This window comes from Nitratireductor sp. OM-1, assembly GCF_003296175.1.
GTDB classification, from domain to species: domain Bacteria; phylum Pseudomonadota; class Alphaproteobacteria; order Rhizobiales; family Rhizobiaceae; genus Nitratireductor; species Nitratireductor aquimarinus.
The window spans coordinates 462,501-475,259 of sequence record NZ_CP029208.1; the positions used below are offsets into that span (position 1 = coordinate 462,501).

Sequence of the window (12,759 nt, forward strand, 5' to 3'; positions counted from 1 at the left end):
GCCGCATTGACGAACTGCTTCAGGAAAACGACGAGACCCCGCTTTCCGTTGCTGCATCGGGCAGCTGAGTCATTTGCTGTCAGGCAGGATTGCCTGACAGCCAGCTTCACAGGAATCAAAAAGTTGCGAGCGGCCTGCCATTTCCCTGAAACGGCAGACCGGCAATATCCATCGGGCAGTGCCGGATGGTTGCGGAAAGCTTAATCCACGAACTCCACCGAAACGCCGCGCTTCACGCGCTTGGCCAGTTCCTCTGCATCCCAGTTGGTCAACCGGATGCAGCCATGGGAGGCCGTCTTGCCAATCTTCGAGGGATTGGGCGTTCCATGAATGCCGTAGGTCGGCTTTGACAGCGCGATCCAGACCGTTCCGACGGGGCCATTGGGGCCAGGCGGGATGGTCAGAACCTTGTCATTGTTGCCCTGTTTGAAATTGACCTTCGGATTGTAGGTGTATTCGGGGTTGAGCGCGATGCGCGTGACCGTATGTGTGCCGCTCGGCGACGGCGTGCTCGCCGAACCGATGGTGGCCGGATAGGCGGCGACCAGCTTTCCGTCGGCGCTGTAACCGCGCACCTGGCGCGCGCCCTTGTCGGCAACGATCCGCACGACTTCGGTTTTCTTCGGCTTGCCGGTGTTGATCACCTTGATGACCGTACCGGGCCGGTTGAAATTCGCATCCGGATTGAGCGCAACGAGATATTTCTCGTCCATATGGAAGCGCTCGGCCAGCGCCTCGACGACCGAGGTGTAGGACAGTGCGCCAAGCGCAGCCTTCTGGCTGTAATCGGCCGGAACCGACGCGATATAGGGACCGGCCACATCCTCGGCGGTGATGGTGTATTCCTTGAAGGCCGGGCCGCCGGTGCGTTCCAGTTCCGCCTTCACCCATTCATTGTCATAGGTTCTGAGCGTCTGGCCGGTGATATCGCGATAGGCGCGGATCGCCTTGTTCACATTGTCGCCGGTCCGGCCATCGATGACCCCCGGAGATGCCCCCGCGCGGTCGAGCAGAACCTGAAAGCGCGTGACATCCTCGCTCACGCCGCGCGGCAGAACGACAGCCGCATCTCCCGGCAGGGTCGGCGTGCCGGATGCGTTGCCCGTTCCCGGTTCAAAGCGCGGCTCTTCGCCGGGGATGCCGGCCATGCTGTCATGGGAATTCGGGGGCTGCAGAGGTGCGCGGTCGATGGAACCGCGCCCGTAATTCGGCGCTTCCGGATAGATGTTGCGGTCGTTGTAGCGCGGCGCTTCACCATAGGAGCGGTCGTAATAGGGATCGGGCTGGCGTTCGACGGGAGCGCGGTTCGCCCTGCCCCGGTCGCGACGGTAACGGTCGACATCGCGCGGGTCGGAGAAGTCATAAACATCCCCGTCGAACTCGCGCGGACGCGCCGGACGGCGCGCAGGGCGCTGGTTGCCGCGCGCGGCAGGCCTGATCTCCACCACCTCGCCGGTATAGGCGTCGACGATGATTTCGCGACCATATTGATCGATATAGACGTCAAAGTCGTAATTCTGGGCGAGTTGTACCGGCGCCTGGGTCGCTGTCTCGGCCGTCATGCCCCAGCCAGCAGTCTGATCATTGCCCCGCTGCAACACGAAACCGTTTCGCCGGTCTTCGCTCTCCGGCATGGCGGCCATGGCTGCCGTCGGCCCCATGGCCAGACATAATGCGGTCAGCAATTGCAGTTTCACGTCTTTAGCCCCTCGTCTGGTCCCACACGGATAGGCTGATCACCCGCCAGCGATTCGCCCATTTGACGAACTATTTACCATAGGAGATGAACCGGACGTGAAAATGGCCAGTCTTTGAACTTTTCGCGTCGCCAATCAGGTGGCGCAGAGGCCCAGTTCGCGCTGCAGCCTGCGCGTCAGACCCGATGCGACGATCCGGTGGCTTTCGGCCAGATAGTCCTCAAGGGCGGCGTCATCCATGCTTTCTGCGCTCTGGCGCTGGATCCACTTCATGCCGCGCGAAGCGAGATAGGGGGCGGGCCGCAGGCCCGGCTGCTCCTTCAATATGTCGAAGGCCATCTCGGAGCATTTGAAAGAGACGGCAACATCTCCGCCGTCAGCCGCGCTGCCGATGGCGAAAACCTTGCCGCCCACCTTCCAGACATGCGCACCACCCCATTGAACAACGTGGGTGGCGTGTGGAAGGGCGGAACAAACTGCGTTGTAGTGATCGAGCTGCATCCGCCCTCCCCTCGTGTTTTGGAATCAGGCCGCTTTTTCGGCCTGATCTGCATTCGTTGCCCGGCTCGGCCGGAAGTTCAGCCTGTCAGAGCCGGCCGTGATCTTGACCGTGGAGTTGTCAAAGATCTCACCCTGGAGGATCTTCTCCGCCAGCGGGTCCTGCAACTCCTTCTGCATCACCCGTTTCAGCGGGCGCGCGCCATAGGCCGGGTCGTAACCCTTCTCGGCCAGCCACTCGACCGCATCCTTATCGAGGTCGAGCGTGATCTTGCGATCGGCAAGCAGACGCTCAAGCCGCTGAAGCTGGATTTCGACGATCTTGCCCATGTCCTGCCGGCGCAGCCGGTGGAACAGGATAACCTCGTCGATCCGGTTCAGGAACTCGGGCCGGAACGATGCTTTCACGACATCCATCACCTCGGTGCGAACTTTGTCGACATCCTCGTTCTCGCCAAGGTTCACGAGATACTCGGCGCCCAGGTTCGACGTCATGATGATCAGCGTGTTGCGGAAGTCGACCGTGCGGCCCTGACCGTCCGTCAGGCGTCCGTCATCGAGAACCTGAAGGAGCACGTTGAACACGTCCGGATGCGCCTTCTCGACCTCGTCGAACAGGATAACCTGATAGGGCCGGCGGCGAACCGCTTCGGTCAGAACACCACCTTCTTCATAGCCGACATAGCCGGGAGGCGCGCCGATGAGCCGGGCCACGGAGTGCTTCTCCATGAATTCCGACATGTCGATGCGCACCATCGCCTGCTCATCATCGAACAGGAAGCTGGCGAGCGCCTTGGTCAGCTCCGTCTTGCCGACGCCCGTCGGGCCGAGGAACATGAAGGAACCAATCGGCCGGTTGGGGTCCTGAAGACCGGCGCGCGCACGGCGCACGGCCTTGGAGACGGACTGAACCGCCTCGCCCTGGCCGACGACCCGTTTGGCGATCTCGTCCTCCATGCGCAGCAGCTTCTCACGCTCGCCTTCCAGCATCTTGTCGACCGGAATGCCGGTCCAGCGCGAGACGATATGGGCCACGTGATCCGGTTTGACGGTCTCTTCGACCATGCCGGAAGCGCTTTCCTCTTCGCTCTGGGCCTCTGCTTCGGCCAGCTTTTTCTCAAGCTCGGGGATCTGGCCATAGGCCAGTTCGCCGGCGCGCTGGAACTCACCCTTGCGCTGGGCAATGGCCAGTTCGTTGCGGGCTTCATCAAGCTGCTTCTTCAGATCGGCGGCCAGGCCGAGCTTGTCCTTCTCGGCAGCCCAACGGCTGGTGAGGCGCGCCGATTCTTCCTCGAGATCGGTCAGTTCTTTCTCGAGCTTGACCAGACGGTCTCTGGAAGCCTCGTCCTTCTCGGCCTTCAGCGCCTCGCGCTCGATCTTGAGCTGCATGACGCGGCGGTCGATCTCGTCCAGCTCCTCGGGCTTTGAGTCCACCTGCATGCGCAGGCGCGAGGATGCCTCGTCCACCAGATCGATGGCCTTGTCGGGCAGGAAGCGGTCGGTGATGTACCGGTTGGAGAGCGTCGCAGCGGCCACCAGCGCCGAGTCGGAGACCCGCACCTTGTGATGCTGCTCATACTTCTCCTTCAGACCGCGCAGGATCGAAACCGTGTCCTCGACGGTCGGCTCGCTGACGAAAACCGGCTGGAAACGACGCGCCAGAGCGGCGTCCTTCTCCACGTGCTTGCGGTATTCATCAAGCGTCGTCGCGCCAACGCAGTGCAGTTCGCCACGGGCCAGAGCCGGCTTCAGAAGGTTGGACGCGTCCATCGCGCCATCCGCCTTGCCCGCGCCCACCAGCGTGTGCATCTCATCGATGAACAGGATGATGTTGCCGTTGGCAGCCGTCACTTCGGACAGCACCGCCTTCAGACGCTCCTCGAACTCGCCGCGATATTTCGCGCCGGCGATCAGAGAGCCCATGTCGAGCGCCATGAGCTGCTTGTCTTTCAGCGATTCAGGCACGTCGCCATTGACGATGCGCAGGGCAAGGCCCTCGGCGATGGCCGTCTTGCCGACGCCGGGCTCGCCGATCAGAACCGGGTTGTTCTTGGTGCGGCGCGACAGGACCTGGATCGTGCGGCGAATCTCGTCGTCACGCCCGATCACGGGGTCGAGCTTGCCGGCACGCGCATCGGCCGTCAGGTCGCGCGCATATTTCTTGAGCGCATCGTAACCCTGCTCGGCGCTGGCCGAGTCAGCCGTGCGGCCCTTGCGGATATCGTTGATGGCCTGATTGAGCGCGGTCGGCGTTACGCCGGCCTTGGACAGGATGTCGGCGGTCTTGGCCGACTTCTCGACCGCAAGCGCGGTGAGCAGTCGCTCCACGGTGACGAAGCTGTCGCCAGCCTTCTTGGCCAGTTCCTCGGCGGTCGAGAAGACCTTGGCCAACGGCTGCGCCATGTAAAGCTGGCCATTGCCGCCTTCCACCTGCGGCATTGCCTTGAGCGCGGCCTCGACACCGAGGCGCACATCCTTGGCACGCCCGCCGGCGCGCTCGATCAGGGAAGCAGCCAGGCCTTCCTCATCGTCAACAAGCACCTTGAGCAGGTGCTCGGGCGTGAACTGCTGATGATTGCTGCTGAGCGCCTGGGTCTGGGCGGACTGAATGAAACCGCGGACGCGCTCGGAATATTTGTCAAAGTTCATAAGTGTCTCCATTTCCCTGCCAGCCTGCTTTGCAGCGCTGACAACGACCAATGCGACGGGCTCCCATAAACCGTGATGAAATCAGATTATCACGGTCTCGTGTGGCAAGCCCAACTGTTTGGGATATGGGAACATATCCCTATAGGAACAAGATGGGGACATACGAAAAACGGCGGGGAAACCCCGCCGTTCAAAATGCTCTGGAATGTCAGGCCGTTCAGCCCTGCGCGGCAACCTCTTCGGCCGCTGCAACGGGGGCTGCGGCTTCACTGCCTTCGCCACCCTCGGCGTCATCGGTCTTGCGGGCGCGCGTCCGGCGCGGACGCTTGACCGGCTTTTCGCCTTCCTCACCCTCGGGCGTCGCTGCCTCGTCCTGCGTCTTTGCTGCGGCAGGCTTGCGGGTGCGGCGGACAGGTTTCGGCTTTTCTTCCTCTGCGCCCGGCTCGGCAGCTTCGGCCTCATGGCCGTTTGCACCTTCGCCGCCGTTCAGCGCGAGTTCTGCGGGAACACCCTTGATTTCCGGCTGCGGGCCGGAACCATCGTCCACGCGCTTCTGGCGCTGCGGCTTCTGGTTGCCATTGCTCGCTTCGGCAACATCCTGCTCGTCATCACCATCAGCATCGTCGCGGTTGTCACGCGCCTGCTGCTGTTGCTGCTGCGCCTGGGCGGCAGCGATGATGCGGTTGTAATGCTCGGCATGCTGCAGATAGTTTTCGGCCATCACACGATCACCGGAGCTCTGCGCGTCGCGCGCCAGCGTGGTGTATTTGTCCGCCACCTGTTGCGCGGTTCCACGGATCTTCACGTCCGGACCGTTGCTCTCATAGCTGCGCGCCAGCGGATTGGGACCCTTGCGGTTGTTGTTTCCGCGGCCGCGCATGCGCCTGTTCTGCTGTTGTGGCCTCATTCGACTCTCTTGGTTTTCGAGACTGCTTGTTCGAGACAGGTTGTGTGAAACAATACTCTTTTCAGATCGCGGACGATGGCGGGAAGCCAGCAGTCTCACATCTCCCCTTGGCCTATGTCACACCGCTTGTCGCGGGCGCCAATGCCATACTGTTCCGCTTCTTGTCAGTTGCCGGACAAACCCCATAATGAAGCAGAGGCGCTAAAACGCCCTTAATGACAGCGGTCCTGGGAACCGAATCGATAACGGTGCTGTCTGCTTCGTCCTATCCGGTGTCCGGAACCTAGCGGCATTCTTTTGCGATGCCAAGTTTTTTTTCAAGTTTGTTCACGTGCTGTTTCGGCGACAAAAACAAGCACCCGGTCATGCCCGGCAAGATCGCGGCCCGCCTTGTGAAGGCGGAATCCCTGATCGACGAACAGCCCGGTAACGCTTTCCTTCTGGTCATATCCGATCTCGACGGCGACCATGCCGCCTGTCGCCAGATGGGCGCCGCTTTGCGCCGCCAGCAAACGATAGGCATCAAGACCATCGTCCCCGGCAACCAGCGCCCTGCGCGGATCGTGATCACGAACCTCGACTGCAAGCGCACGCCAGATCTCTTCTCGAATATAGGGCGGGTTGGAGACAATGAAATCGAAACGTCCGTCGATTTTCTCAAACCAGTCAGACTGACAGGTCTCAAACCGGCCACCGTAACCATTCATATCGGCATTGATGCGCGCCGTTGCAAGCGCATCGGCCGAAATATCGACACCGACCGCATGGGCCGCAGGCAACACGCTCAACAGCGCGAGAGCTATTGCCCCGGTGCCGGTTCCAAGATCGATGATCCGCCACGGGCGATCTTCACCGCCAAGACGACGCGCTTCCGCCACGACCATGTCGACCAGCGTTTCGGTGTCCGGCCGTGGCTCCAGCGTTTCCGGTGAAAGCCTGAGGTCCAGCCCGTAGAATTCACGATGGCCGATAATGCGGTGTACGGGCCGGCCTGCAATGCGCTGCGTGACGGCCTCTTCCACGGCCATGCGCTCAGTATCGGAAACAGGCCGCTCAGGTCTCGACATGGCGTCGAGCCGCGTCGTCTGCGTGAAATGTTCAACGAGAAGCCGCGCGTCGAGCGCCCCTTCTGCAATGCCCGCCTGTTTCAGCCGGTCCTGCGCCCGGGAAAGCAGGGCGCCGAGGGTCTTCGCCTCAGCCATCCGCCCCGGTTTCCGAAAGCAGTTTTGCCTGATGATCGGAGATCAGCGCGTCGATAATCTCGTCCAGATCGCCTTCGATCACGCGGTCCAGCTTGTAAAGCGTGAGGTTGATCCGGTGATCGGTCACACGCCCCTGCGGGAAATTGTAGGTGCGGATGCGTTCCGAACGGTCGCCGGAACCGACCTGCAGACGACGCGCCTCGGAGCGTTCGTCCGCGGCCTTCATGCGCTGCATGTCGAACAGGCGCGCCCGCAGGATCTGCATGGCGCGCGCACGGTTCTGGTGCTGGGACTTTTCGGCCTGCAAGACCACGATGCCCGTTGGAATATGCGTGATTCGCACCGCCGAATCGGTGGTGTTGACGTGCTGGCCACCCGCACCCGAAGCGCGCATCGTGTCGATGCGGATGTCTTCATTGCGAATTTCGACGTCGACGTCCTCGGCCTCGGGCAGAACGGCAACCGTGGCGGCGGAAGTATGAATGCGCCCCTGCGCCTCCGTAGCCGGCACGCGCTGAACGCGATGCACGCCCGATTCGAATTTCAGCCGCGAGAACACGCCGCGCCCGGAAACGGTGGCGATGATTTCCTTGTAGCCGCCGGCCTCGCCCTCGCTTGTCGACGCGACCTCGACACGCCAGCCCCGTTCGGATGCATAGCGCTCATACATGCGAAACAGGTCGCCGGCGAACAGGGCCGCCTCGTCGCCGCCGGTGCCGGCGCGAATTTCGAGGATGGCATTCTTCTCGTCCGCTTCGTCCTTGGGCAGAAGCAGGATCTGCATTTCCTCGCCCAGCGTCTCGATGCGGCTCTCCACCTCTTCGAGGTCGGCCTCGGCCAGCTCGCGCATTTCCGTGTCGGTCGCCGGGTCGTCCAGCATGGACTTCAAATCTTCCAGCTCACCTTCGACCTGACGCAGTTCGCGGATCTTGGCCGCCACTTCCTGCAATTCGGAGTATTCGGAAGCAAGCTTCACATAGACGTCCGGCTCCGGGCCAGCCGCCATCTGCGCTTCGATAAGCTCGAAACGTTTGAGAACCTGATCCATACGGTCGCGCGGCAAGTCGGTCATCGACGGGAAAGCCTGTCAGTTCTAGAGGGCAATATTGTGCTTCTGGGCGAAGTCGCGAAGCAGCGCGCGAATATCGGTGGATGCGCTATGGTTGGCAAGTGCCTCATCCATAACAACCGAAAGATCCGACAGCGGAAGCTCGCACAGCATGGCCTTGACCGGGCCGATGGCCGCCGGCGCCATGGAAATGGAGCGGAAGCCGATGCCGAGCAGCGCCATGGCGGAAATCGGCCGCCCCGCCAGCTCTCCGCACAGCGTGACCGGCGTTCCATACTGGTCGCCGGCGCGCACGATCTGGCGCAGAATGCGCAGGAACGGCACGCTCAGCGGATCGAAACGGTCGGCAATGCGGGTGTTGCCCCGGTCTGTCGCAGTGACGAACTGGAACAGATCGTTCGAACCGACGGAGACGAAATCCACGGCCTGCATCAGCTCTTCAAGCTGCCAGAGGAGTGCGGGCACTTCGATCATCGCGCCAAGTTTCAGGCGCGTGGGCAGGAGATAGCCAAAGCGCGACAGATGCCGCACCTCGCGGTCGATGATCTCGCGCGCCTGCCGCACCTCGCTCACCTCGGTGACCATCGGGAGCATCATGCGCAGTTCGCGACCGCCGGCGGCCTTCAAAAGCGCGCGGATCTGCGTGCGCAGCAGGCCCGGGCGGTCGAGCGTCAGGCGAATCGCCCGCCAGCCAAGCGCCGGGTTTTCCTCGTGCTGCGCGCCCTTGAAGTAGGGCAACACCTTGTCGCCGCCGATATCGATGGTGCGGAACGTAACCGGCTTGCCGTCGGCGGCGTCGAGCACTTCGCTATAAAGCCGCTCCTGCGCCTCGACGCGCGGGAAGGCGGCTGCGACCATGAACTGGAGCTCGGTGCGGAACAGGCCGATGCCCGCCGCACCCGACTGCGCCAGCTGCGGCAGATCGACGGCCAGACCTGCATTCATCATGAGATCGACGGGAACACCGTCCCTGGTCTCGGTCGGGCGGTCGCGCAGTTCCTGATAGAGTTTCTGCCGGCGGGCGCGGAAGCGCACCTTCTCGGCATAGGCTTCCTCGACATCGGCCTGCGGGCGCAGATGCACCTGGCCGTCCTCGCCATCGACGATGATCGCGTCGCCATTCTCCGACATGGAGACGGCGCCCTTCACCTGCCCCACCGTCGGCAGACCGATGGCCCGCGCCACGATGACGATATGGCTTGTCGGCGCTCCCTCTTCCAGAACCAGACCGCGCAGTTTCTGGCGCGGATAGTCCAGAAGCTCGGCAGCGCCCATGGAACGGGCGACGATGATCGCATCCTTGGGCAGAATTTCCGCCAGCGCATCCGGCCCGCGGCCCATCAGCTGGCGCAGAAGCCGGTTGGCGAGATCGTCGAAATCGCTCATCCGCTCGCGCAGATAGGGGTCCGTCATGTGCATCATGCGCGCGCGCATGTCGCTCTGCACCTTCTCGACCGCCGCTTCAGCCGTCAGACCGTTGTTGATCGCTTCCTGCAGGCGGCGCACCCAGCCCCGGTCATTGGCGAACATGCGATAGGCTTCGAGCACCGCGCGATGTTCGCCCTCAAACGCCACATCGCGGCGCGAGAGCATGTCGTCGATGGAAAGGCGCAGCGAATCGAGCGCCGTTTCAAGGCGCACCAGCTCCTCGTCGCTATCCTCGTTGAACAGCGCCGTCACCACGATGCGCGGCTCATGAAGGATCACATGGCCAAGCCCGACGCCCTCGTTGAAGGGCAGGCCCGTCATGCTGACGGGGCGGCTCAGATCAAGCTCGATGCCAGGACGGGTCAGCCGCGCCAGATCGCCGGTGGCGATCATCTCGGCGATGACCATGGCCACCGTTTCCAGCGCCTCGACCTCATCCTCGCGGTAATGGCGCATGGTGCGGTTCTGAACGACCAGAACGCCGAGCGTGCGACCGGCCCGCAGCACCGGCACGCCGAGGAAGGAATGATAAATCTCTTCGCCCGTCTCCGGCAGATAGGCAAAAGCGGGGTGTTTTTGGGCGTCGGAGAGATTGAGCGGGCGGGCGCTGGCGGCAATCGTGCCGACGAGGCCCTGCCCCAGACGAAGCTGCGCCAGATGCACCGCATCCGGGTTCAGACCCTCGGTGGCGTAAAGCTCCAGCATGGAATCGGCGCGCAGCACATAGAGCGAGCAAACCTCGGCCACCATGTTCTGGGCGATTTCACGAACGATCTTGTCGAGACGCTTCTGCGGGTCAAGCGCATCGGCCATCAGCTCGCGCAAACGCCTTAACAGCACTCTTGGACCGCCGGCAGTATCTCGCATCGAACCCCTCTCCATTGGCCTATGCTAGCCGCATGAGAGAGCAGAGCAAAAGCCAGATTTCGGGTTATTGTTTGTCTACTGCTTATCGAGACCGTAGACAGAATGCAAAGTGCGAACCGCCAATTCGGCATAGGGGCCGTCGATCAGGATCGAAATCTTGATCTCTGAAGTGGTGATCGCGCGGATGTTGATCCCCTTCTCGGCCAGGGCCTTGAAGGCGATTGCGGCAACGCCGGCATGGCTTCGCATGCCAATGCCGATGACCGAAACCTTGACCAGTCCGGCTTCAGACTGGATGGCGTCGAAGCCGATCGTGTCACGCACATTCTCCAGCACCGTGACGGCCTTTTGCAGGTCGCCGGACGGCACGGTGAAGGTCATGTCCGTGCGCGAACCATCTTCGGAGATGTTCTGCACGATCATGTCGACATTGATGTTGGCCTCGGCCAGCGGACCGAAAATGCCTGCGGACACGCCCGGACGGTCGGAGACGCGACGAAGCGATATCTGCGCCTCGTCCTTGGCGTAGGCGATGCCGGTGACGACTTGCTGTTCCACGATTTCATCCTCATCGCAAATGAGCGTACCGGGCGGGTTTTCGAAATTCCCCATGCCCGGCGCATCCGGATCTTCGAAAGACGATCTTACGAAGGTTCTGACCTTGTGCACCATCGCCAGTTCGACGGAGCGCACCTGCAGCACCTTGGCGCCAAGCGACGCCATTTCGAGCATTTCCTCGAACGAGATCTTCGGCAGGCGGCGCGCCTTGGGCTCAATGCGCGGGTCGGTCGTGTAGACGCCGTCGACATCGGTGTAGATGTCGCAACGGTCGGCCTTCACCGCAGCGGCCACGGCGACCGCGCTGGTGTCGGAACCGCCGCGCCCCAGCGTGGCGATGCGATTGTCAGGGCCTATGCCCTGGAAGCCGGCGACAACGGCCACCTGGCCCATGCCCATGCGGCGCACCATCTCGCTGCCGTCGATATCGACGATGCGGGCGGCGGCGTGAGCGTTGTCGGTGCGGATCGGGATCTGCCAGCCCTGCCAGGAGCGCGCATCGACGCCCATGGACTGTAGCGCGATGGCCAGAAGCCCGCTGGTGATCTGCTCACCGGAGGCGACGATGGCGTCGTATTCGCGCGCGTCATAGAAGGGCGATTCAGCACCCGTGGCCTTCGGCATGGACTGCGCCCAGCCGACCAGTTCATTGGTCTTGCCGGCCATGGCCGAAACCACGACGGCGACCTCATGCCCCGCATCGGCCTCACGTTTGACGTGACGCGCCACATTATGGATGCGTTCGATATCGGCGACGGAGGTTCCGCCGAACTTCATCACGATGCGCGCCATGGGAACGGAGTGCCTTTGCTCGGAAATTCCTGCTGCCCGGACGGGCAGCGCCAACATTACGCAGCAACGGCAACCCGCCCTGCGCCGCGGTCTCCATACCCAAAAGATCGCTTATCTGCAAGCAATGTGACGGTGAATGGAACCCGGTCGTTGCGCCGGGCAGGTTTTGCCCCTGAGACAATTCCCGCCTTGACAATCAGGCCCGTCAGCCCGACTTCATGGGCCAAGGTTCCAAGCAACACCCAGTGAGGGGTTTTCCATGTCCGAAGCGCGGCAAACGACCATCGACACGCGTGAAATCGAGCATTTTTCCGCACTGGCGGCGGAATGGTGGAATCCCGCCGGAAAAATGGGCGTTCTGCACAAGTTCAACCCGGTGCGCCTTGCCTATATCCGCGACCATGTGGCCGCGCATTTCGGTCGCGAGCCCCATGAAGCCAAACCTTTTGCCGGCCTGCGCATGCTCGACATCGGCTGCGGCGGCGGCCTTCTGTGCGAACCCATGTCGCGGCTTGGCGCGCAGGTGGTTGGCGCGGACGCTTCGGAAACCAACATCGAAGTGGCCAAGATCCACGCGGCGCAGGGCAAGCTCGACATCGACTATCGCGCCACCACGGCAGAGGCGCTTGCCGACGCCGGCGAGACATTCGACATCATCCTCAACATGGAAGTGATCGAGCATGTCGCCGATGTGGACCTGTTCCTTTCCAAATGCGGCGCAATGCTGAAACCCGGCGGCCTGATGTTCGTGGCAACGATCAACCGCACGCTCAAGGCGTGGGGCCTGGCGATCATCGGCGCGGAATATGTGCTTGGATGGCTGCCGCGCGGCACGCACCAGTATGAAAAGCTCGTGCGCCCGAGCGAACTGGAAGAGGGCCTCGCCTCGGCGGGCATCCGGATCATCGATCGCAGCGGCGTCGTCTACAATCCGCTCGGCGACCGCTGGCAGCGCTCACGCGACATGGATGTCAACTACATGGTGGCGGCCACGAAGCCGGCTGCCTGAGCCTTCAGGGAAAACGCCGGCGAGCGCGGCTCTTGCGATCAGAATGCAGTCAGGCGCTCGCGCCTGACCGCCCGATTTTCTGG

General features: G+C 62.5%; 10 protein-coding genes (1 of these 10 cut by a window edge). 2 read left to right on the forward strand and 8 right to left on the reverse strand.

Annotated elements, in window-relative coordinates; all coding sequences use genetic code 11:
- Positions 1–68 carry the 3' end of a M23 family metallopeptidase gene (locus tag DEJ54_RS02085; RefSeq protein ID WP_113153099.1) on the forward strand. The gene continues 1,870 nt to the left of window position 1, outside the view, so 68 of the gene's 1,938 nt are visible here — the last part of the coding sequence; its start codon lies off the left edge, out of view; its stop codon occupies positions 66–68.
- 132 nt (positions 69–200) lie between these two features.
- Here DEJ54_RS02085 and DEJ54_RS02090 read toward each other — a convergent pair whose 3' ends face one another.
- The 8 genes from DEJ54_RS02090 to DEJ54_RS02125 form a co-directional block, all read right to left on the reverse strand.
- Positions 201–1,697: a L,D-transpeptidase family protein gene (locus tag DEJ54_RS02090; RefSeq protein ID WP_371685953.1), complete on the reverse strand. Its 1,497-nt coding sequence runs from the start codon at positions 1,695–1,697 to the stop codon at positions 201–203.
- Between the two features lie 135 nt (positions 1,698–1,832).
- On the reverse strand, positions 1,833–2,198 hold the full coding sequence (locus DEJ54_RS02095; protein WP_113153100.1) for an MmcQ/YjbR family DNA-binding protein: 366 nt from the start codon (positions 2,196–2,198) through the stop codon (positions 1,833–1,835).
- 24 nt (positions 2,199–2,222) lie between these two features.
- The gene (gene clpB / locus DEJ54_RS02100; RefSeq protein WP_113153101.1) at positions 2,223–4,844 is read right to left on the reverse strand and encodes an ATP-dependent chaperone ClpB; all 2,622 of its coding nucleotides are present in this window, start codon (positions 4,842–4,844) and stop codon (positions 2,223–2,225) included.
- Between the two features lie 217 nt (positions 4,845–5,061).
- Positions 5,062–5,724 carry a DUF4167 domain-containing protein gene (locus DEJ54_RS02105; protein ID WP_245447670.1) on the reverse strand — a complete coding sequence of 221 codons (663 nt, stop codon included), beginning with the start codon at positions 5,722–5,724 and terminating at the stop codon, positions 5,062–5,064.
- A gap of 344 nt (positions 5,725–6,068) precedes the next feature.
- A complete protein-coding gene (gene prmC, locus DEJ54_RS02110; RefSeq protein WP_113153103.1) occupies positions 6,069–6,953 on the reverse strand; it encodes a peptide chain release factor N(5)-glutamine methyltransferase in 885 nt (294 codons plus the stop codon).
- Positions 6,946–8,025 (reverse strand): peptide chain release factor 1, encoded by a 1,080-nt coding sequence (gene prfA / locus DEJ54_RS02115; protein WP_113153104.1) that lies wholly within the window; start codon positions 8,023–8,025, stop codon positions 6,946–6,948. Before prfA ends, prmC begins: the two co-directional genes overlap by 8 nt.
- 21 nt (positions 8,026–8,046) lie before the next feature.
- On the reverse strand, positions 8,047–10,317 hold the full coding sequence (gene ptsP, locus DEJ54_RS02120; RefSeq protein ID WP_113153105.1) for a phosphoenolpyruvate--protein phosphotransferase: 2,271 nt from the start codon (positions 10,315–10,317) through the stop codon (positions 8,047–8,049).
- Between the two features lie 75 nt (positions 10,318–10,392).
- A complete protein-coding gene (locus DEJ54_RS02125; protein ID WP_113153106.1) occupies positions 10,393–11,667 on the reverse strand; it encodes an aspartate kinase in 1,275 nt (424 codons plus the stop codon).
- 259 nt (positions 11,668–11,926) lie between these two features.
- Between DEJ54_RS02125 and ubiG the strand changes: the two genes are divergently transcribed.
- Positions 11,927–12,676, forward strand: coding sequence for a bifunctional 2-polyprenyl-6-hydroxyphenol methylase/3-demethylubiquinol 3-O-methyltransferase UbiG (gene ubiG, locus DEJ54_RS02130; RefSeq protein WP_113153107.1), 750 nt, complete (start codon positions 11,927–11,929; stop codon positions 12,674–12,676).
- The last annotated feature ends 83 nt before the right edge of the window (positions 12,677–12,759 follow it).